We start from the raw sequence: 20,128 nt of genomic DNA on the forward strand, positions 1-20,128 counted from the left end.
GGCGTGTAAGTTCTTTTCCGCATGGGAAATCATGGATTTGGCTCCCGGCGGCGGCCAGGAATGCCGGAACTCTAGTATCAGGCCGCCACCTGGATTCGAACTGAACGGGATGATTCACCCCCGGGTGTCACACGGCCTTCCGGCCGGCGGAAACCCAGGTTGGGCTGTCAAGCATATTGTGATCAAAGATTAAAGCATATGCCGCGCGACTTCTGCCAGGAAGCCCGCCTGCCAGCCGATCCACTGCGCCAGGTTGGGCACGATCAGGCCAGCCTCTCTGGGCAAATCTAGAACGTGGTTTCCTCGATACTGTTGTGTACCAGGAAATCCCGGATGGTCGAACCGCCCTTTGATTGTGACGCAAAGGCACACTCCGGGCTGAAACCTTTGCCGCCCGTGCAGTCTCTCATTCGTGGGCAATTCTGGAACAGCTCGCTGACCCAGTCGACGAATACGCGCACTTTGGGTGAAAGGTGCCGGTTGTACAGGTATGCCACAGAGATTGGCATGGGGGCGGGCGCCCATGGAGCCAACACCTCGCGCAACGCGCCTGTTTGCAGATAGGGCGTGACCATGTAGCGCGGCAACTGGATCATGCCGAAGCCTTGCAGCCCGCATTTCAGGTATGCCTCCGAGTCGTTCACCGAGATGACACCGCTGACGCTCACGAGTGTCATGAAATGGTCCCCCTAGTTTCGATTCCGGTTAGGGAACTTTGGGGGACCACGGGGGGACCGTCAATAGCTGCGATCTGGTGCTATCGAATGCGACTGTTTGCGACCGAAAAATGGCCTAAGTCTTTGTGTTTGCTGGGGGATTTGCGACTTCCTGCGGCTGATTGCGACAGGAAAAAAGGATGGGATGGTGGCCCGGGGCGGAATCGAACCACCGACACAAGGATTTTCAATCCTCTGCTCTACCGACTGAGCTACCGGGCCAAGACGCAGAATAATACACGAAAATTTGATCCGATGCAGACAAATGACCACGTCAGTGGCCCAATCCGGATGCGGCGACCTATAATACCGACGTCCAGTCATGTAAATTTCCCTGCGGCATGTCCGTTGACGTCCTCACTTTTGGCTTGAATCATGTGTCCGCCCCGGTGTCGGTGCGCGAACGCGTGTCCTTTCCGCTCGACCTGCTGAAACCGGCGCTGGCCGGCCTGCGTTCCGCGTTTGGCGCGTCGGTGCGCGAGGCAGCCATCCTGTCCACCTGCAATCGCACGGAAATCTACTGCGCGGCGGATCCGGGCATCAGTGCCGAATTGCCGGGCTGGCTGGCGGAATTCAATCGGCTGGAAACCGGCCAGCTGACGCCCCACCTGTATCAGTACCAGCGCAACGACGCCGTGCGCCACGCGTTCCGGGTCGCCAGCGGCCTGGATTCCATGGTGCTGGGCGAACCGCAGATCCTGGGGCAGATGAAAGACGCCGTGCGGGCCGCCGAACAGGCCGGCACGCTAGGCACCTTGCTGCATCAGCTGTTCCAGCGCACCTTTTCCGTGGCGAAGGAAGTCCGCTCGCAGACCGCGATCGGCGCCCATTCCGTGTCGATGGCGGCCGCCGCTGTGCGACTGACCGAACGCGTGCTGGGCGATCTGTCCTCTTCGAACGTGCTCTTCATCGGTGCGGGCGAAATGATCGAACTCTGCGCGACCCACTTCGCGGCGGTGCGGCCCCGCCAGATCGCGGTGGCCAACCGCACGGTCGAGCGGGCCGAATCGTTGGCTGCGCAGTTCGATGCGCGCACGCTCAAACTGTCGTCGCTGCCGGAACATTTGGCGGAATTCGATGTGGTCGTCTCCTGTACGGCCTCATCCTTGCCCATCCTCGGTCTGGGGATGGTGGAAAGGGCTGCGCGCACGCGTCGCCACCGCCCCATGGTCATGGTCGATCTGGCCGTGCCGCGCGACATCGAACCCGAGGTCGGTCGGCTGGCTGACGTCTATCTATACACGGTCGATGACCTGGGCCGCATGGTGCAGTCGGGCACCGACGCGCGCCGGGCCGCGGTGGTCCAGGCGGAAGCCATCATCGAGGCGCGCGTGCAGCATTTCATGCACTGGCTCAGCAATCGCGCCATCGTGCCGGCCATCATCGACTATCAGCAGAATGCCGACGCGCTGCGCCTGGCCGAACTGGACCGCGCCCGGCGTCTGCTGGCGCGCGGTGACGACCCCGATGCCGTCCTCGAATCCCTGGCCTACGGCCTGACGCACAAATACATGCATGGGCCTTTGGCGGCGCTCAACCGCAGCGAAGGCACCGAACGCGCCCAGTTGTTGTCTCTGCTGCCGCGCCTGCTGCCCGAATCCGGCGCACGCCGCCGGTAGCGGCTTTTCCGCGTTTTATTTGCTCGACCCGGCAGTCGGCCTGCCGGGTCGCGGCCCACTCTGAACCCCCGGAACCCACCATGAAAAGCTCGATGCGCAGCCGCCTGGAACAGCTCAGCCACCGTCTGGCCGAGATCGATGCTCTGCTGGCCGAGCCCGACAGCGCCGACGACATGGACCGGTTCCGCAAATGGACGCGCGAGCGGGCCGAGCTGGAACCCGTGGTCACGGTGTTCGAGTCCTGGGAGCGGGCGTGCGCCGACCAGGAGGCCGCGCGGGACATGCTGTCCGACCCGGACATGAAGGCGCTGGCCGAAGAAGAACTGGCCGGAGCTGACGGACGGATCGAGCAACTGGAGGCCGATTTGCGGATCCTGCTGCTGCCCAAGGATCCCGATGACGACCGCAGCGTGTTTCTGGAAATCCGCGCGGGTACGGGGGGCGACGAGAGCGCCTTGTTCGCCGGCAATTTGCTGCGCATGTACAGCCGCTATGCGGAAATCCGGGGCTGGCGCGTCGAGCTGATGTCCGAAAGCGCATCCGAACTGGGCGGCTATAAAGAAGTCATTGCCCATATCGAAGGCGATGGGGTCTATGGCCGGCTGAAATTCGAATCCGGGGCCCATCGGGTGCAGCGCGTGCCGGAGACCGAGTCCCAGGGCAGGGTGCATACGTCGGCCTGCACGGTGGCGGTCATGCCCGAGGTCGATGCGCAGGCGGACATCCAGATCAATCCGAACGACTTGCGCATCGACACCTTTCGCGCCAGTGGGGCCGGCGGACAGCACATCAACAAGACCGATTCGGCGGTGCGGATCACCCACCTGCCCACCGGGCTGGTGGTGGAATGCCAGGACGACCGCTCGCAGCACCGCAACAAGGACAAGGCCATGCAGGTATTGGCCGCGCGCCTGAAGGATCGCCAGCAGCAGGAGGCCCACGCCAAGGAAGCCGCCCAGCGCAAGAGCCTGGTGGGCTCGGGCGACCGGTCCGAACGCATCCGCACCTACAATTTCCCGCAGGGGCGGGTGACCGATCACCGGATCAACCTGACGCTCTACAAGCTGGGTCAGATCATGGACGGCGATCTGAACGAACTGACAGACGCGCTGCTGTCCGAGTATCAGGCCGAACAGCTGGCGGCGCTGGCCCTGGAATGAGCTCCGCCATGGCGATGACGCTGCGTGAACGGCTGGCGGGCAGCTCGCTGCCGCGACTGGAAGCCCATCTGCTGTGGCAGCGGGCGTTGGGCGTGTCGCGCGCCTGGCTGATCGCGCACGACACGGATCCCCTGGATCCGGATCGGGTGGCGACTTATCAGGCGCTCGAAGATCGCCGGCTGGCGGGCGAGCCGATCGCCTATATCCTGGGCCATCGCGAATTCTGGGGGCGGGACTTTCTGGTCACGCCGGATGTGCTGATTCCACGTCCCGATACCGAACTGCTGGTGGACTGCGGCCTGCACGCGATCCAGCGCATCACGGCGCCGCGGGTGCTGGACCTGGGCACCGGCAGCGGCATCGTGGCGATTTCCCTGGCGCTAGACCGGCCTGACGCCTGCGTTCAGGCGACGGATTGCAGTCAGGCCGCCCTGGCGGTCGCCGAAATGAACGCACGCGCGCTAGGGGCAAAACTATTGTTTTCCCTGGGAAATTGGTACGATAGTCAGTTGGATTCGAGCCGTTATCATCTGATCGTCTCGAATCCGCCCTACATCGACGCACAGGATGTCCATCTGGCCCAGGGTGATCTGCGATTTGAACCACGCAGCGCCTTGACCGATGGTGCCGACGGTCTGCAAGCCCTGCGCCGCATCGTGCAGGGTGCGCCAGTCCATCTGGTGCCCGGCGGGGCGCTGTGTGTGGAACATGGCTGGGATCAGGCTGCGGCCGTCCGGGCCCTGTTCCTGTCGTCGGGTTTTGTCGATGTCGCCAGCCTGCGGGATCTGGCCGACATCGAACGGGTCACCTGGGGCCGCTTGCCGGCCTGAATTTTACGAGATCATCATGAGCGAAGCAGTCCAATCCGAAGTCCAGAATTTTATCCGTGAAACGGTCACCGGCCATCCGGTCGTCCTGTTCATGAAGGGCACCGCGCAGTTCCCGCAGTGCGGATTTTCCGGGCGCGCCATCCAGATCCTGAAGGAAATTGGCGTCACCCAACTGGTGACCGTCAACGTCCTGGAAGACGCCGAAGTCCGCCAAGGGGTCAAGGACTACGCCAATTGGCCCACGATTCCGCAGCTCTACATCAAGGGCGAATTCGTCGGTGGCACGGATGTCATGAATGAAATGCACGCCAGCGGCGAACTCGCGAAACTGCTGAAGGACGCTGGGGCGATCGCGTGATCGAAAAACGCCGGCTGGTTGTCGGCATCAGCGGGGCGACGGGCGCGCAATACGCCATTCGCCTGCTGGAACTTGCCCGCGCCCATGGCGGCGTGGAAACCCATCTGGTCGTCTCCCCTTCGGGGGTGCTGAACATCCGTCACGAGCTTGGCCTGGATCGCCAGGCCGTCCATGCCCTGGCGGATCGGGTCTATAGCCCGCGCGACGTGGGGGCTGCCCTGGCCAGCGGCAGTTTTGCCACAGCCGGCATGATCGTGGTGCCGTGCTCCATGCGCACACTGGCCGCGGTGGCGCACGGGCTGTCGGATAACCTGATCACTCGGGCGGCGGACGTCACCCTCAAGGAACGCCGCCGGCTGGTGATGATGGTACGGGAAACCCCTTTCAATCTGGCGCATCTGCGCAACATGACCGCCGTCACCGAGATGGGCGGCGTGATCTTTCCCCCGTTGCCCGCGTTTTACATGCGTCCCGCAAGCCTCGACGAGATGATCGATCACACCGTCTGCCGGGTGCTGGAATTGTTTGACGTTCAGGTGCCCGGCCCGCGCTGGGAAGGCATGGGTGCCGGCTCCGGCACGATGCCTGCGCCCCATTCCTGATCCGGCCAGGACGGTTCCATCACAGACTAGGTAGATATGCTCAAACGGGTCTCTGTTTCGCAGTTGTGCGTCGGCATGTATGTGCAGGAACTGGGTGGGTCTTTTCTGGACCATTCCTTCTGGCGTTCGCACTTCCTGATTTCCAGCGAAAGCAAGCTGCGGCGGCTGCGGAAATCCTCGCTGGAATGGGTGCTGATCGATACGGCGCGCGGTCTGGATGCCCAGGATGCCGCGCAGGCTGCCCCAGGCGCAGCCGCCCCGGGCGCGGCCGTTTCCACTGCCGGCGCGCCCGTGGCGGGCGACGGCGTCACTGCGCGGGCGCGGGAAGCCCAGGCCTTTGAAGACGCGCATGACATCATCGACGGCTCGCGCGCGCAGATCATGCAGCTGTTCTCGGACGCGAAGATCGGCAACAAGACCGACCTGAGCAAGGCCCAGGGCTTGATCCAGGATATGGCGGATTCCATCGAGGGTCACCCGGATGCCTTGACCAGCCTGGCCCGCATCAAGCGGGCCGATCAGTACACCTACATGCATTCGGTGGCGGTCGCCGCCCTGATGACGTCGCTGGCGCGTACGATGGGCCTGTCCGACGATCAGGTCCGCCTGGCGGGTATGGCCGGCCTGCTGCACGACATCGGCAAGGTACACATTCCCGATGCCGTGCTGAACAAGCCTGGCCGCCTGACGCCAGCCGAATATGAACTGGTTCAGAGCCATCCGGTATCCGGCGCTGCGATGCTGCGCGCGGATGCCGAGGTGCCGCCCGAGGTCGTCGATGTCTGCCTGCATCACCACGAGAAAATGGACGGCCAGGGCTATCCCGACCGGTTGGCGGGCAATCAGATCAGCTTGATGGCGCGGATGGGCGCCGTGTGTGATGTCTACGACGCGGTGACGTCGAACCGGCCCTACAAGAAAGGTTGGGATCCCGCGTTCGCCCTGTTCAAGATGATGTCCTGGGAAGGGCATTTCGACCCCGAAATTCTGCAGGCCTTCATCCGCACCGTGGGACGCTATCCGGTGGGTTCGATCATCAGTCTGACGGATAGTGAACTGGGGCTGGCCGTCGCGCAGAACCGCGATACGCCCGAACTGCCGGTCGTCAAGGTGTTCTATTCCATTCGCTGGAGCCATGCCATCCCCGAACGGCGCGTCGATCTGGCCGAACCCGATTGCCCCAGCCGGGTGTTGCCGGTGCGGTTTCCGGTGGACTGGGCGCAGTCCGGCCTGCCGGTGCCGCCGATCATCGGTTAAGCCGGGGATTTCGGCGCAAACCTGACCGGGTATCTCCGGGGACTGGCGATCAGACAATGCCCCGGGTGCGTCGCCCGATCAGGATCGCCAGCACGATGCCGATGGCAGCCAGCAGGCTGGTGGCCACCCAGGTCCATTGCCAGTCGTCGCCGGCCCGGTTCACGACCCAGGCGACCAGCGGTGGGCCGATGAACTGGCCAAATGAAGAGCATTGCTGCATCCAGCCGATGGTGGTGGAGGTCGTCTGCGGTGTCGGCGCCAGCGTCAGCGCCAGGACGAACAGCGTCGCGGGCACCAGTCCGCCCACCAGGGAAAAGGTCACAACGGCCAGAAATTGCGGGATCGCGGGCAGGTGCGCGCCGAATGCCGCATAGGCGCACACGATCATGGTGCCCAGCCCCGTCGCCAGCAGATGCCAGGCCCGAAATCCATGATGCAGCAGGCGTCCGGCCGTCAGGTTGCCGATGGCGTTCACCCCCGCGACGATGGCGGTCAGCAGGCCGGCGGTAGGGCCCGCCACGCCGGCCGTGGCATAAATCGTCGGCAGAAAGCCGATGATGGCGATCCACTGGCTGGAATAGGCGCCGAACGTCAGGGCGACGAGCCAGACGTTCGGCGAACGCAGCGTCGTGCCTACCAACGAGAGCGCGGGCGGGCGGGGGGTCGCGGCGTCGTGCGGCGGGTCCCCCGGCACGATGCGCAGCGTCAGCAGCAGGAAGACCAGCGTCAGGACCGACAGCAGCAGCCACAGCAGTTGCCAGTTGCCCAGGCTCAGGACCCAGGACCCGGTCAGCAGGGTGATGACGGTGCCCAGTGGCATATAGGTGCCCCACAACCCCATGATCCGGCTGAGCATGCCTGGCGGCACAATGCGGCGGATCAGGGATGGAATGGGCATGACGACCATCAGAAAGCCACAGCCTTCGACGGCGCGGCAGAGCAGCACCATCAGCCCGGAATCAAGCCAGGCGCCCAGCGCCGAGGCCACCGCCAGGATGCCCAGGCCGCGGACGATGCAGCGGCGCAATCCGATGCGTTCAGCCACCAGACCGATGGGCAGGCCCAGCGCCATGCCGCCGATCTGCACGACCGACAGCAGGAAGCCGGATTGCACCAGGCTCAGGTCGAACTGTGCCTGCAGCTGGGGTAGGGCGGGTGGCAGCTTCCAGATGTGCAGCGCGGCGCAGATGCCGACCAGCACCAGGAATAGGGACGCACGGGCGGCGGCGCGGCCGTCCAGGGTATCGAGGCCCAGTTCGGGCCCGGGGATGGCTTGCGCATTCATCCTGAAACCGGTCTCCGGGGTAGCCATTGCCAGAACATCCAGGCCGCTACGAGGCCGAGGCCGCCGATCGCCATGATCCCGGTGGCCAGCGACGCGGCCGCCGTCAGGCCGGACAGCAGCAGGGGCCCGCCGCTGCCGCCCAGATCGGTGATCTGGCGCCACATGCCCAGAAAAACAGTGCGCCCTTCGCGGGGGGATGCATCCGCGCCGATCGTCATGATGATGCCCGACCCGATGCCGTTGCCCAGCCCCAGCACCATGCAGACGGCCAGCAGGCTGGCAAAGCCGGTCGTCCAGGGCATGGCCAGCAGACTGGTCCCCATGATCAGCATGGAGGGCAGGGTGACCCACAGTCGGCCATGCTGATCCATGACCTTGCCGGCGGGATAGAACAGCAGCATGTCGACACCCCCCATGAGCCCGTAGATCAGGGCGGTCGTGGTGGCGTCCAGACCGATGTGGTCGGCCCAGAGCGGAATCACGATCTGGCGGCACGAGCGCAGCGCCGAGACCAGGGCGGTGGCGGTGCCCAGGGTCAGGAAGACGTGGCCGTGCTCACGCAGCAGCGTTTTCATGCCGACCTTCGGCGCGGTTGCGGTCGAGCCGGGGGCGCGGGGTTCCAGATCGGGGATCGCCAGCGACAGGCCGCCCGCGCCCAGCATGGCCAGCGCGGCCGCCCAGTAGGCGCCTTGGAGACCCATCAGATGGATGAAGCCCGCTGCCGCGAAAGGCCCTGCGAACAGGCCGATGCGCATCGTGCCACCCAGCGTGGACATGGCGCGGGCGCGCATATGCAGGGGCACGGCTTCGACCAGGAAGGTCTGGCGGGCCAGCAGGAAGACCGCGCTGGCCAGACCGATCATGAAGACCCCCAGGCCGAAGACCCACGGGGTGCGCGCACCGAGGCACAGCGCCAGCGCCAGCAGGCTGAAGGCCGCCGCGCCGACCATGGCGCGGCGTTCGCCGTAACGGGTCGCCAGCGCCGCCGCAGGCAGGTTGGCCAGCAGGGAGCCGATGCCCACCAGCGCGACGATCAGTCCGGCACCCGCTGAACTGGCGCCCAATTCGCGCGCGCTGAGCGCCAGGACCGGAAACATGGCCCCTTCGCCCAGACCAAAGAGCAGGGATGGCCCAAAGGCAGCCAGGGCGATCCGGCGCAAGTCGAAGTCTTCAGAGGATGCGGACACGTATCAGGCTTCAAGGAAACGATCGGCCATTGTCGCACAAGCCCCGTGCGTCGTCCGTGCCGTGCTGAAAGGTGTCAGGCCGAATTCCGCTGCGAGGATTGGCGGCGTTCCCGTACGATGGTCAGCCAGTTTTCGATGGGCATCGGGCGGGCCAGCAGGAAGCCCTGCAGCGCGTGGCAATCGTGCAGAAACAGCAGACGGGACTGCTCCTCGGTTTCCACGCCTTCGGCCACGACCCGCAGGTTCAGTTGGTCGGCCATCGCCAGGATGAGGCGCACGATGGCGATACCGTCGGTGTCGTCGGGCAGGTCCTGGATCAGGCTCTTGTCGATCTTCAGTTCATAGAGCGGCAGGCGTTTCAGGGATGCCAGATTGGAATAGCCGGTGCCGAAATCGTCGATGGAAAAGCGGATGCCCAACCGGGCGAGCGCCTGCATGCGCTGTGCGACGGCCTGGAAGTCCTGGATCAGTACGCCTTCGGTGACCTCGAAGATGAGCCGGTTGCCGGGGACGCCTTTCTGTTCCAGTATCTCGTGCACGTAGTCGACGAACTGGGGTTCCATCAAGCGTTTGGGGCTGACGTTGATCGACAGGGGGTAGGTTTCCCCCAGCGCCTGCAGGGTCCGCAGGGTGTCGCAGGCCACGCCCAGTGTCCAGGCGCTCAGCAGGCCGATCAGGCCGGATTCCTCGGCGACCGGGATGAACAGGGCGGGGGAAATCGGCCCGTGGGTGGGGTGGCGCCATCGGGCCAGCAGTTCGCCGCCGGTGACCCGCCCGTCCCGGCCGAACTGCGGTTGCAGGTACAACGACAGTTGCGGCGTGTCGATGGCCTGCAGCAGATCGTGTTCCAGCCATAGGCGCTGCTCGACCTCCGCCTGCAGGTCCCGCTCGTAGAAGGTGGCCTGATTGCCGCCCTGTTCCTTTGCCCGCTGGGTGGCCATGTCGGCTTCGCGCATGACGGTGTCGGTCGATGCGCTGTCGGCGTCGATCAGGGTCAGGCCGATGCTGGCCGTGACGAAGGCCGGACTGTCCGGCAACGTCAGCGCGTTGCCGCAGATGGCCAGCCGTAGTTTCTCGGCCACGTGCATGGCCGTGCGGGCGGCATCATGTTGTTCGGGGCCCAACTCGTCGAGCAGCACCACGAACTCGTCCGCGCTGGTGTGGGCGACCAGGTCGCGGTCGCGCGTCATGTGGCTCAGGCGTTCGGCGATGCAGCACAGGACCTGGTCTCCCACATGATAGCCCTGGGTGTCGTTGATCTTCTTGAACCCATCCAGGTTGATCTGCAGCAGCGCGCCATAGGCGCGGTCCCGCCGGGTGTGTTCCATGACCAGGGACAGACGATCCAGCGCCGTGCGCCGGTTGGGCAGATTGGTCAGACTGTCGTAGAAGGTCAGCTGGTGCGCCTTTTTTTCGGCCTCCACACGTTCGGTGATGTCGGTGGACACGACGCAGATGGCCTCGACAGCGCCATCGGAACCGAGCAGGGGGGCCTTAATCGTCAGCAGCGTGCGGGTGTCGGAGCCGTCGGGCCGTGTGATCGACAGCTGGCTGACGTTGCGTTCACGGGTTTCCAGGACGGTCTGGTCGCTTTGTTCGATGGCCGATAGGGACGCGGGATCGGTGATGAAGTCCGCGTCGCGCCGCCCGACGATTTCGTCGGGGCCGACCCCCAGGAATTCCTCGAGTTTGTGGTTGGCAAAGACATAGCGCAAAGAGGCGTCCTTGATGCTGACGATGGCGTCGATGCTTTCCAGGATGGCATCCTGCCGTCGTACGCTGGACTGGAGATGCTGCCGCTGGTGGCCGAACCGGATTTTCAGCCACAGGATGACGATCAGCACCAGGGCCAGCAGGCTGCTCAATCCGGCGATGATCCAGGCGGCGTTGCGCCCCAGCACCGAGGAGGGTTCGGACGACCGCCAGTGTGCCAGTGTGCGGAAATAAAAGGAGTCCGGATCGGCCTGCCAGCCCACCAGGTAGCGGTCGATGGCCGCCAACACCGCCGGATGCTTGCCTATCGGGGTGGCAAAGAAGGCCTGGGTCGGCTGGAAAACGATCGCCGTGGCACTGACCCCGTAATCCCTGGACATCAGTTCACCGACGTAAAAATCGGCGGCCACCGCGTCGGCCTGATGCTGGCTGACCATCTGAAAGCCTTCGTCCAGTTTCTGGACCGGGACCAGTTGTGTGTCGATCTTCAGGCCCGCCAGCGTGGCGCGCAGGTAGTCCTGTTGCGCCGATCCGGCCAGGACAGCGAGCGTGCGGCCTTGCAGATCCGTGATCGATCGCAGGGTCTTTCCCGGCAGCGTATAGATCTGGGACCAGCTGTGCAGCGCCGGCACGTGGTGAAAGTTGATGGCCGTGGCGCGTTCTGGCGTGTAGTAGACGTCGGGCAGCAGGTCGATCTGGCGGCTGGTCAGCAGCTGCATGCAGCGCTGCCAGTCGCAGGCCTGCGTCTGCAGCGTCCAGCCTTCGCGGCGCGCGATCTCGTTCAGCAGCTCGCCCAGAATACCGGCGGGGCGGCCGTTTGCAGCGATGTAGATGTCGGGGATCTGATCATAGATGCCGACCTTCAGCGTCGTGGCCCGGGCATGCGTGGCGGCGAGCCCCAGGCTGAGCGTCAGGGCAAGCTGGAAAACCACGAAAATGACACGAGGATGCAGGCGCATGGACTTCACGTCGGTGGGTGGCGGCCTTTGGGCCGGTCGTGTTCGCCACAAGATGATCACGACACGGGACACTCAGGTGACGCGGGCGAGCAGGAATCTAATGTTGCAATCATACGGTGAAGTGTTGCAAACCAATGGACCATACAGCACGCCAGATTGTCAACACTTTCGCCGATTGTGACAGGGGGCCGGAAACCGGGGGCGTACAATGCGGGGACGGTTTTTTGCATTCCCCCACGAAGGTGAATCATGTCCCAGGCATTCCTTGACGAAGCACGTGCCCGGATCGGGCAGCTGCGCGCCGACGGTTTCTACAAATCCGAACGCATCATCGCCAGCCAGCAGGCTGCGCGGATCCGGCTGGCCGACGGCGCCCAGGTGCTGAATTTCTGCGCCAACAACTATCTGGGGCTGGCCAACGACCCGCGCCTGATCCAGGCGGCCCGGGATGGTCTGGCCGCCGACGGTTTCGGCATGGCCTCGGTGCGTTTCATCTGCGGCACCCAGGCTGGCCACAAGGCGCTGGAATCCGAATTGGCGGCGTGGCTGGGCATGGGGGATTCGATTCTGTATTCCAGCTGCTTCGATGCCAATGGCGGCCTGTTCGAAGCGCTGCTCGACGAGCAGGACGCCATCGTCAGCGACGCGCTGAACCACGCCAGCATCATCGACGGGGTGCGCTTGTGCAAGGCGCGCCGGTACCGTTACGCCAACAACGATATGGCCGATCTGCGTGTCCAGTTGCAGGCGGCGCGCGACGGCGGCGCCCGCCATGTGATGATCGCCACCGATGGCGTGTTCTCCATGGACGGCATCATCGCCGACCTGCCGGCGATCTGCGATCTGGCCGATGAATTCGACGCGCTGGTCATGGTCGATGATTCCCATGCCGTGGGCTTCATGGGCGCGGGTGGCCGCGGCACCCCCGAATATTGCGGTGTCCAGGGGCGGGTCCATATCCTGACCGGTACTCTGGGCAAGGCGCTGGGAGGGGCTTCAGGCGGTTACGTGGCGGCCGACCCCGTCATCGTCGATCTGCTGCGCCAGCGCTCTCGCCCCTATCTGTTTTCCAACACGCTGGCGCCGGCCATCGTCGCGGCGTCGCGCCAGGTGCTGACGTTGCTGCAAAGCAACGAAGGCGGGCGCCTGCGCGAGCGCGTCCATCAGAATGGCGACCGGTTCCGGCAGGCCATGCAGTCGCTGGGCTTCACGCTGGTGCCTGGACATCATCCGATCATTCCCGTGATGCTGGGCGAGGCGTCCCTGGCTGGGCGCATGGCCGATGCTTTGCTGGCGCTGGGTATCTACGTGATCGGGTTTTCCTACCCGGTGGTGCCAAAGGGGCGGGCCCGCATCCGCACGCAGATGAGTGCCGCCCATACGCCCGACGACATCGATCGCGCAGTGGACGCCTTCGCCCGCGTGGGGCGCGACCTTGGCGTCATTGCGCATTCCTGACCCCGGTATCCCGTCTCTGGCGCGTCCGGATGCATGGACAGCGGGGGGGCGGGCAGCCGGGCAGACTATCCCTGATCCTGGAGTTCTCATGAGAGCCTTGGCCAAGATGCAGCCCGCTGTGGGGCTGGAACTGGTGGATGTCCCCAAACCCGCCATCGGTCACAACGACGTTCTGATTCGTATCCGCAAAACCGCCATCTGCGGCACGGACATCCACATCTGGAAATGGGACGAATGGGCCGCGCGCACCATCCCCGTGCCCATGCACGTGGGGCACGAATACGTGGGCGAGATCGTCGAGATCGGCCAGGAAGTCCAGGGGTTCAAAGTGGGCGACCGGGTGTCCGGCGAAGGCCACATCACCTGCGGGCATTGCCGCAACTGCCGCGCCGGCCGCCGCCACCTGTGCCGCAATACGCAGGGCGTGGGGGTCAACCGGCCGGGCGCCTTTGCCGATTATCTGGTGATTCCGGCCTTCAACGCTTTCCGTATTCCGGATGACGTGTCCGACGATCTGGCCGCCATTTTCGATCCCTACGGTAACGCCACCCATACGGCGTTGGCCTTCGATCTGGTGGGCGAGGATGTGCTGATCACGGGGGCGGGCCCGATCGGCGCCATGGCGGCGGCCATTGCCCGCCACGTGGGGGCGCGCAATGTCGTGATCACCGACGTCAATGATTACCGGCTGGATCTGGCCGCCCGCATGGGCGCCAGCCGCACGGTGAATGTGGCGCGCGAGGGTCTGCGCGACGTCATGCGCGAATTGGGCATGACGGAAGGCTTCGATGTCGGGCTGGAAATGTCGGGTGTGCCCAGCGCGTTTGCCTCGATGCTGGAACAGATGAACCACGGTGGCAAGATCGCGATGCTGGGCATTTTGCCGGATGGTGTCGGCGCCGCCTGGAGCCAGGTGATCTTCAAGGGGCTGGAGATCAAGGGTATCTATGGCCGGCAAATGTTCGAGACTTGGTACAAAATGGTCGCGATGCTGCAAAGCGGCCTGGATCTGTCGCCGATCCTGACGCACCGTTTTCCGGTGGCGGATTTTCGGCAGGGGTTCGACGCGATGCTGTCGGGGCAAAGCGGGAAGGTGATCCTGGATTGGCAATAACGCTGGCCGGGGGGTATTGCCCGCACCGGCCAGCCTTGTCTTGGTTTTCCAATATCCCTGCACCGTCCGCGCGATTGCGGACGGTGCAGGGATATCGTCAGATACCGATCAAGGATACAGGCCGCGCACCTGACGGGCCTCGAGGATGCGTGTGCAGGCGACGATGAACGCGGCCGTGCGCAGAGAGACCCCGTGCTGGCGGGCCACGCCCGACATGGCGCCATAAGCCGAACGCATCATGGCTTCCAGGCGGTGATTGATTTCCTGTTCTGTCCAGAAGAAGCTGGAAAAATCCTGCACCCATTCGAAGTAGCTGACCGTGACCCCGCCCGCGTTGGCGACCACGTCGGGGACGATGACCGTGCCCTTGGCCGAAATGATGTCGTCAGCTTCGGGGGTGGTCGGACCGTTGGCGCCTTCGACCAGGATGCGGGTACGGATCAGGTCGGCGTTGTCGTGGGTGATCTGGCCTTCCAGGGCGGCGGGGATCAGGATTTCGGTTTCCAGCGACCAGAATTCCTCGGGGGTCAGCGTCTGGGTGTCCGCGGCACCTGAGACCCCTCCGTTTTCCTGGTTGTGCTGGATCAGCGCCGCGATGTTCAGGCCATGGGCGTTGTAGACGATGCCGGTGTGGTCATAGACCGCGATGACCTTGGCGCCGGCCTCGTCGAACAGACGCGCCGCCGTGCCGCCCACATTGCCGAAGCCCTGAATCGTGACCCGGGCGCCCTTGATGTCGACACCCAGTTCCTTTGCGGCCTCGCAGGCCGTCACATAGACGCCCCGGCCGGTGGCCTCGACGCGGCCCAGGCTGCCGCCCAGGGAGACGGGTTTGCCGGTGACGACACCGGTCGTGGTGCTGCCCTCGTTCATGGAATACGTGTCCATCATCCAGGCCATGACCTGGCCATTGGTGTTCACGTCCGGCGCAGGGATGTCGCGGTTCGGCCCGATGATGACGCCGATCTCGCTGGTGTAGCGGCGGGTGATGCGTTCGAGTTCGGCCTGGGAAAACTGATGCGGATCGATACGGATGCCGCCCTTGGCCCCGCCGAACGGCAGGTTCACGGCAGCGGATTTCACCGACATCCAGGCCGACAGGGCCATGACTTCCGACAGTGTGACGTCCTGGTGGTAGCGCACGCCGCCTTTGCCCGGACCGCGCGAGGTGTTGTGCTGCACCCGATAGCCTTCGAAGTGGGCCACGGTGCCGTTGTCCAGTTCCACCGGGACATCCACGATCAGGATACGTTTTGGACGTTTGAGCGTTTCCACCCAGCGGGCCAGCGATCCCAGGTATGGGGTGACCCGGTCGACCTGTTCGAGATAGATCCCCCAGGGACCCGGATGGGCGGGGTCCAGATAGGACGGTAGGGTGTGCTTATGCTGTTCAGCCATGATCTGCAGCCTTTTTATGAATTCAGAATCGTCAAGGACATACAACCGGCACCATTTTAATGCGGCCTTCGCGTTCTGTGGCCTCGACCGTGAAGGTTATATGGAATCAACGATTTGTTCGTTCCTTTGACGCCGCCCGGCGCGCACACTGGCATCGCTGTCCGGTGCCATGGCGACATGGTCCGCCTGACGACCCATTCGCCCTTTGGCCGGTGCCTGGCGTGCTGTTCGAAACAGTGCGCTCTGACCGGTAGCTTCCGGAGAACTTCCGTGTCCGAATCTCTGCCTGTGCCGCTGTTCCGCCGCTGGGGGGCCCTGCTGGCCCGGCTGGAGGACATCGCCGCCGCCTACCCGGATGCCCTCCTGGCCTCGTCCATGGGTGTCGAGGACACTCTGCTGATTCACGCGCTGGCGCAACTGTCGCGGCCCCTGGGCGTCTTCATGCTGGACACCGGGCGGTTGCACGCCGAAACCCTGTCCATGGTGGACGTGATCCGCGACCGGTATGGGATCGAGACCCGTGTCATGCACCCGGACCCGGCCGCCGTGCAGGCGCACGTCGCGGCGCATGGCGAATTCGCCTTTTACGACAGCGTGGATCTGCGCAAGGCTTGCTGCGGCATCCGCAAGGTCGAGCCGCTGCGCCGCGCCCTGGCCGGGCATACGGCCTGGATCACCGGCCAGCGCCGTGAGCAGTCCGTGACCCGGGCCGACCTGCCCGAGGCGCAGTGGGATGAGACGTTCGGTCTGCGGAAATTCAATCCCCTGTCCACCTGGTCCTCGGACGAGGTCTGGGGCGTGGTCCGTGCGCTGGATGTGCCCTATCACCCGCTGCATGATCGAGGCTATCCATCGATCGGCTGCGAGCCCTGCACGCGGGCCGTGCGCCCCGGCGAAGATCCGCGCGCCGGCCGCTGGTGGTGGGAACAGCGCGACAGCCGGGAATGCGGGCTGCATGCGTCCAACCTGAACGATCGGCCGCGGGTCCGTTCCGCCTCATCCCATCCCGTTTCCGTCGAGTCCTGATCATGAGCATGACCATCGCACGATCCACCCGCACCCACCTGGACTGGCTGGAATCCGAAGCCATCCACATTCTGCGCGAGGTCGCCGCCGAATGCGCCCGTCCCGTGCTGCTGTTTTCGGGGGGAAAGGACTCCTGTGTGCTGCTGCGCCTGGCCGAAAAGGCCTTCCGCCCGGGACGCTTCCCCTTTCCGCTGATGCATATCGACACTGGGCACAATTTTTCCGAGGTCATCGAGTTCCGCGATCGGCGCGTGGCCGAACTGGGCGAGGACCTGATCGTGCGCGGCGTCGAGGATTCCATCGCCCGGGGTACCGTGGTGCTGCGCCACGCCACGGATTCGCGCAACGCGGCTCAGGCTACGACGCTGCTGGAATCGATCGCGGAGTTCGGCTTCGACGCCTGCATCGGCGGTGCGCGGCGCGACGAGGAAAAGGCCCGCGCCAAGGAACGCATCTGCTCCTTCCGGGACGAGTTCGGCCAATGGGACCCCAAGGCGCAAAGGCCCGAGCTCTGGAATCTGTACAACACCCGCGTGCATCCGGGCGAGAACATCCGCGTGTTTCCGATTTCCAACTGGACGGAGCTGGATGTCTGGCAATACATCGAGCGCGAGCAGCTGTCCCTGCCGTCCCTGTATTACGCCCACGAGCGTGACGTGGTACGCCGCCAGGGGCTGTTGGTCCCGGTCACGCCGCTGACTCCGCCGCGCGAAGGCGAGCGCCCCGAACGTCTGACGGTGCGGTTCCGCACGGTGGGGGACGTGTCCTGCACCTGCCCCGTGGCGTCCGATGCGGCAACGCCGGCCGACATCATCGCCGAAACCGCCGTCACCACCATCACCGAACGCGGCGCTACGCGCATGGACGACCAGACCTCGGAAGCGTCCATGGAGCGGCGCAAGAAACAAGGATATTTCTGATGAATGCGATCAATGAGCACTGGCCCGATGCCTCGGACGAAGGGGTGCTGCGCCTGATCACGGCCGGGTCCGTGGACGACGGCAAATCCACGTTGATCGGCCGCCTGCTGCTCGACAGCAAGGGCGTGTTCGCCGACCAGCTGCAAGCGATCGCCGGATCGAAATACACGCGGGCGCCCGATCAGCAGTACGACCTGGCGCTGTTGACCGACGGGCTGGAGGCCGAGCGCGAGCAGGGCATCACCATCGACGTGGCCTACCGGTATTTCGCCACTCCGGCGCGCAAGTTCATTGTGGCCGACGCCCCGGGCCACGAGCAATACACGCGCAACATGGTGACCGGGGCGTCCACGGCCGATGCGGCCATCATTCTGATCGATGCCAGCCGCGCCGCGGACGGCGCGCTGCTGCCGCAGACCAAGCGCCATAGCACGCTGGCCCGTCTGCTGGGCTTGCGACACATCATCGTGGCGGTCAACAAGATGGATCTGGTGGGCTGGGACCGGGCCGTCTTCGACCGGATTCATGCCGCGTATCGGGACCTGGCTGCGCGCCTGGGGATCGATGGCTTTCACATCATTCCGCTGTCGGCCTTGGCGGGAGACAACGTCGTGCAGCGCAGCGAGCAGACCCCGTGGTACGCGGGTCCGCCGCTGCTGACCCTGCTGGAGACCCTGCAGCCCAAGCCCGACCCGACCGATCGCCAGGCGCGCTTTTTCGTGCAGTGGGTGATTCGCCATAACGGCAGCGGTGTGGATGCCTTCCGGGGCTATGCCGGTCAGCTTCAGGGGGGTGGGTGGCGTGTCGGCGACGCCGTGCAGGTGCTGCCGGCCGGGATCCCGGCCACCATCACGCGTCTGTTGCGCGGGACGCAGGACGTGGACGAGGCATTGCCGGGCGACAGCATCACCGTGGTGCTGGATCGCGACGTGGATATTTCCCGGGGAGACGTTCTGACCAACGCCGGGACCACACCTGACCTGAGGCAGGAATTCGAAGCTGACCTGTGCTGGCTGGATCAGCAGGCGCTGAATCCGGCACGACTGTACTGGCTCAAGCAGGGTGCACGCCTGACCCAGGCGCGGATTCAGATGGTCCAGACGCGACGCGACATCCACGAACTGCGCTCGATCGACTGGAACGGAACCCTGGCGATGAACGACATCGGCCGAGTGCGCCTGCGGACCCGCGATGCCCTGGCGCTGGACGATTACGATGTCGAGCGCGCCACAGGTTCGTTTATCCTGATCGATGCGGCCACGAACCAGACGGCGGCGGCGGGGCTGGTGCGCCTGGGCTGACAGGGTATCGCGCGGCTGCCGGCCGCGAATGCCGGGGCGTCTAGGGACAGGCCGTCTCTCCGGGTCGATCCCGACAGACGGCGCCGGGGGGATGTGAAAGAATTCGTCATCTCCAATCAGGGCCACAAGCCCGACTGGTGTCCCGTCCGGTGAACCCGTAGCGCGTGTGTCCATCGTACGGGACACCCGCGTTCCGGTTATCGCGATGATCTCCCTTGCTCAGCAGAACGTTCGTTTACCCTCCCTGGCGACGATCAGGGCCTTCGAGTCGGCAGCCAGACTGGGATCGTTTGGCCGCGCGGCCGAGGAACTCTTCCTGACCGCCAGCGCGGTGGGCAAACGCATCACCCAGCTCGAGACCCTGCTGGGGCAGGCACTGTTCGACCGAGGCAGCCGGGGCGTCGCCCTGACAGCCGCAGGGCACGAATACCTGGAGCAGATCGAAACCGCCCTGCATCTCCTGACCGACGTGTCGCTGCATCATCGGTCGAAGCGGCCCCGCGAAAGCATCCGGCTGGTGACCACCCCGTCGTTCGGTCACTATGTCCTGGGCCCGCATCTGCTGGAATTCACCCAGGACCATCCCAATCTGGACATGAGTGTGGTGATGTCGATCCCCTATCTGGACATCGGGCCGTCGCAGGCCGATTTCTGGATCCGGTTCGGTCTGGGGCGATATCCGGGCGCGGTGTCCGAGCTGTTGACCGACGATCAGGTCTTTCCCGCCTGCTCTCCGGACTATCTGCGCCGTCACGGGCCCTTGCGCACGCCCGCGGACCTGCATTATGCCCATCTGCTGCACAGCCCGCTGGACCCCTGGAAGCCCTGGTTCGACGCCGCCGGGCTGGACTGGTCGGAACCCGAGGAAGGCACCAGCTTCTTCGATCTGGGGATGGCCATGGCCGCCGCCTGCGCCGGCCATGGCGTCATGATCATGCGCCGCAGCCTGGCCAGCGCCTGCCTGAACGACGGCCGGCTGGTGGCCCCGTTCGCCATCACGGCGGCGCCGGATTCCCACTACTACCTGTGCCACGATGCCTCGATGCCGCTGACCGGCGTCCGCCTATCGTTTTCCCTATGGCTGAAGGATCTGTGCCGGCGGATTCCCCCCGTTTCCCTAGGGGTGTAGCTTGAGTGCGGAATTTTTTTCCGCACTGTCCCGATGCAATTTCCAACCGCTCCACTGGGTGACCGATAGACTTTCCGGCGGAGCTTTTCGTGGCTG

General features: G+C 64.8%; 17 protein-coding genes and 1 tRNA gene. 12 read left to right on the plus strand and 6 right to left on the minus strand.

Annotated elements, in window-relative coordinates:
• Positions 1-287 precede the first annotated feature (287 nt).
• Positions 288-677 (minus strand): LysR substrate-binding domain-containing protein, encoded by a 390-nt coding sequence (locus ABCV34_RS14040; RefSeq protein WP_345796833.1) that lies wholly within the window; start codon positions 675-677, stop codon positions 288-290.
• A 185-nt stretch (positions 678-862) separates the two neighbouring features.
• Positions 863-938 (minus strand) — tRNA-Phe (locus ABCV34_RS14045).
• Between the two features lie 119 nt (positions 939-1,057).
• On the opposite strand from ABCV34_RS14045, the gene hemA reads away from it, so the two are divergent.
• From hemA to ABCV34_RS14075, 6 genes are all read left to right on the plus strand, one after another.
• On the plus strand, positions 1,058-2,335 hold the full coding sequence (gene hemA, locus ABCV34_RS14050; protein WP_345796834.1) for a glutamyl-tRNA reductase: 1,278 nt from the start codon (positions 1,058-1,060) through the stop codon (positions 2,333-2,335).
• An 80-nt stretch (positions 2,336-2,415) separates the two neighbouring features.
• Positions 2,416-3,495, plus strand: a complete 1,080-nt coding sequence (prfA, locus tag ABCV34_RS14055) for a peptide chain release factor 1 (RefSeq protein ID WP_345796835.1) — start codon at positions 2,416-2,418, stop codon at positions 3,493-3,495.
• Between the two features lie 14 nt (positions 3,496-3,509).
• Positions 3,510-4,325, plus strand: a complete 816-nt coding sequence (gene prmC / locus ABCV34_RS14060; protein WP_345798792.1) for a peptide chain release factor N(5)-glutamine methyltransferase — start codon at positions 3,510-3,512, stop codon at positions 4,323-4,325.
• A 16-nt stretch (positions 4,326-4,341) separates the two neighbouring features.
• Positions 4,342-4,683 carry a Grx4 family monothiol glutaredoxin gene (gene grxD / locus ABCV34_RS14065; protein WP_345796836.1) on the plus strand — a complete coding sequence of 114 codons (342 nt, stop codon included), beginning with the start codon at positions 4,342-4,344 and terminating at the stop codon, positions 4,681-4,683.
• Positions 4,680-5,285 carry a UbiX family flavin prenyltransferase gene (locus ABCV34_RS14070; RefSeq protein ID WP_345796837.1) on the plus strand — a complete coding sequence of 202 codons (606 nt, stop codon included), beginning with the start codon at positions 4,680-4,682 and terminating at the stop codon, positions 5,283-5,285. Before grxD ends, ABCV34_RS14070 begins: the two co-directional genes overlap by 4 nt.
• Before the next feature lie 36 nt (positions 5,286-5,321).
• A complete protein-coding gene (locus tag ABCV34_RS14075; RefSeq protein ID WP_345796838.1) occupies positions 5,322-6,542 on the plus strand; it encodes an HD-GYP domain-containing protein in 1,221 nt (406 codons plus the stop codon).
• 49 nt (positions 6,543-6,591) lie between these two features.
• Here the strand turns inward: ABCV34_RS14075 and ABCV34_RS14080 are convergent, their stop codons facing one another.
• The 3 genes from ABCV34_RS14080 to ABCV34_RS14090 form a co-directional block, all read right to left on the minus strand.
• Positions 6,592-7,827: an MFS transporter gene (locus tag ABCV34_RS14080; RefSeq protein ID WP_345796839.1), complete on the minus strand. Its 1,236-nt coding sequence runs from the start codon at positions 7,825-7,827 to the stop codon at positions 6,592-6,594.
• Positions 7,824-9,014 (minus strand): MFS transporter, encoded by a 1,191-nt coding sequence (locus ABCV34_RS14085; protein ID WP_345796840.1) that lies wholly within the window; start codon positions 9,012-9,014, stop codon positions 7,824-7,826. The genes ABCV34_RS14080 and ABCV34_RS14085 overlap by 4 nt, the downstream gene beginning before the upstream one ends.
• A gap of 74 nt (positions 9,015-9,088) precedes the next feature.
• Positions 9,089-11,686, minus strand: coding sequence for an EAL domain-containing protein (locus ABCV34_RS14090; RefSeq protein WP_345796841.1), 2,598 nt, complete (start codon positions 11,684-11,686; stop codon positions 9,089-9,091).
• A gap of 249 nt (positions 11,687-11,935) precedes the next feature.
• On the opposite strand from ABCV34_RS14090, the gene ABCV34_RS14095 reads away from it, so the two are divergent.
• Together ABCV34_RS14095 and tdh are read left to right on the plus strand one after the other, a co-directional pair.
• Entirely contained in the window at positions 11,936-13,144 is a 1,209-nt protein-coding gene (locus tag ABCV34_RS14095; protein WP_345796842.1) for a glycine C-acetyltransferase, read from the plus strand.
• Between the two features lie 88 nt (positions 13,145-13,232).
• The gene (gene tdh / locus ABCV34_RS14100) at positions 13,233-14,258 is read left to right on the plus strand and encodes an L-threonine 3-dehydrogenase (RefSeq protein ID WP_345796843.1); all 1,026 of its coding nucleotides are present in this window, start codon (positions 13,233-13,235) and stop codon (positions 14,256-14,258) included.
• 108 nt (positions 14,259-14,366) lie between these two features.
• On the opposite strand, the gene ABCV34_RS14105 is transcribed toward tdh, so the two are convergent.
• Entirely contained in the window at positions 14,367-15,656 is a 1,290-nt protein-coding gene (locus ABCV34_RS14105; RefSeq protein ID WP_345796844.1) for a Glu/Leu/Phe/Val dehydrogenase, read from the minus strand.
• Positions 15,657-15,926: 270 nt separating this feature from the next.
• On the opposite strand from ABCV34_RS14105, the gene ABCV34_RS14110 reads away from it, so the two are divergent.
• The 4 genes from ABCV34_RS14110 (at position 15,927) to ABCV34_RS14125 (ending at position 20,032) form a co-directional block, all read left to right on the plus strand.
• Positions 15,927-16,682 (plus strand): phosphoadenylyl-sulfate reductase, encoded by a 756-nt coding sequence (locus tag ABCV34_RS14110; RefSeq protein ID WP_345796845.1) that lies wholly within the window; start codon positions 15,927-15,929, stop codon positions 16,680-16,682.
• Positions 16,683-16,684: 2 nt separating this feature from the next.
• A complete protein-coding gene (cysD, locus tag ABCV34_RS14115) occupies positions 16,685-17,602 on the plus strand; it encodes a sulfate adenylyltransferase subunit CysD (protein ID WP_345796846.1) in 918 nt (305 codons plus the stop codon).
• Positions 17,602-18,903: a GTP-binding protein gene (locus tag ABCV34_RS14120; RefSeq protein ID WP_345796847.1), complete on the plus strand. Its 1,302-nt coding sequence runs from the start codon at positions 17,602-17,604 to the stop codon at positions 18,901-18,903. The genes cysD and ABCV34_RS14120 overlap by 1 nt, the downstream gene beginning before the upstream one ends.
• A gap of 205 nt (positions 18,904-19,108) precedes the next feature.
• Positions 19,109-20,032: a LysR substrate-binding domain-containing protein gene (locus ABCV34_RS14125; RefSeq protein WP_345796848.1), complete on the plus strand. Its 924-nt coding sequence runs from the start codon at positions 19,109-19,111 to the stop codon at positions 20,030-20,032.
• Positions 20,033-20,128 lie beyond the last annotated feature (96 nt).

Origin of the sequence: Castellaniella sp. MT123 (assembly GCF_039614765.1) — a bacterium.
Taxonomy (GTDB): domain Bacteria; phylum Pseudomonadota; class Gammaproteobacteria; order Burkholderiales; family Burkholderiaceae_B; genus Castellaniella.

Excerpts from the sequence above, each read along its gene's own strand:
- ABCV34_RS14040 (WP_345796833.1), bottom strand. The coding sequence starts at position 677 with ATGACACTCGTGAGCGTCAGCGGTGTCATCTCGGTGAACGACTCGGAG.
- hemA (WP_345796834.1), top strand. The coding sequence starts at position 1,058 with ATGTCCGTTGACGTCCTCACTTTTGGCTTGAATCATGTGTCCGCCCCG.
- prfA (WP_345796835.1), top strand. The coding sequence starts at position 2,416 with ATGAAAAGCTCGATGCGCAGCCGCCTGGAACAGCTCAGCCACCGTCTG.
- prmC (WP_345798792.1), top strand. The coding sequence starts at position 3,510 with ATGACGCTGCGTGAACGGCTGGCGGGCAGCTCGCTGCCGCGACTGGAA.
- grxD (WP_345796836.1), top strand. The coding sequence starts at position 4,342 with ATGAGCGAAGCAGTCCAATCCGAAGTCCAGAATTTTATCCGTGAAACG.
- ABCV34_RS14075 (WP_345796838.1), top strand. The coding sequence starts at position 5,322 with ATGCTCAAACGGGTCTCTGTTTCGCAGTTGTGCGTCGGCATGTATGTG.
- ABCV34_RS14080 (WP_345796839.1), bottom strand. The coding sequence starts at position 7,827 with ATGAATGCGCAAGCCATCCCCGGGCCCGAACTGGGCCTCGATACCCTG.
- ABCV34_RS14090 (WP_345796841.1), bottom strand. The coding sequence starts at position 11,686 with ATGCGCCTGCATCCTCGTGTCATTTTCGTGGTTTTCCAGCTTGCCCTG.
- ABCV34_RS14095 (WP_345796842.1), top strand. The coding sequence starts at position 11,936 with ATGTCCCAGGCATTCCTTGACGAAGCACGTGCCCGGATCGGGCAGCTG.
- tdh (WP_345796843.1), top strand. The coding sequence starts at position 13,233 with ATGAGAGCCTTGGCCAAGATGCAGCCCGCTGTGGGGCTGGAACTGGTG.
- ABCV34_RS14105 (WP_345796844.1), bottom strand. The coding sequence starts at position 15,656 with ATGGCTGAACAGCATAAGCACACCCTACCGTCCTATCTGGACCCCGCC.
- cysD (WP_345796846.1), top strand. The coding sequence starts at position 16,685 with ATGAGCATGACCATCGCACGATCCACCCGCACCCACCTGGACTGGCTG.
- ABCV34_RS14120 (WP_345796847.1), top strand. The coding sequence starts at position 17,602 with ATGAATGCGATCAATGAGCACTGGCCCGATGCCTCGGACGAAGGGGTG.
- ABCV34_RS14125 (WP_345796848.1), top strand. The coding sequence starts at position 19,109 with ATGATCTCCCTTGCTCAGCAGAACGTTCGTTTACCCTCCCTGGCGACG.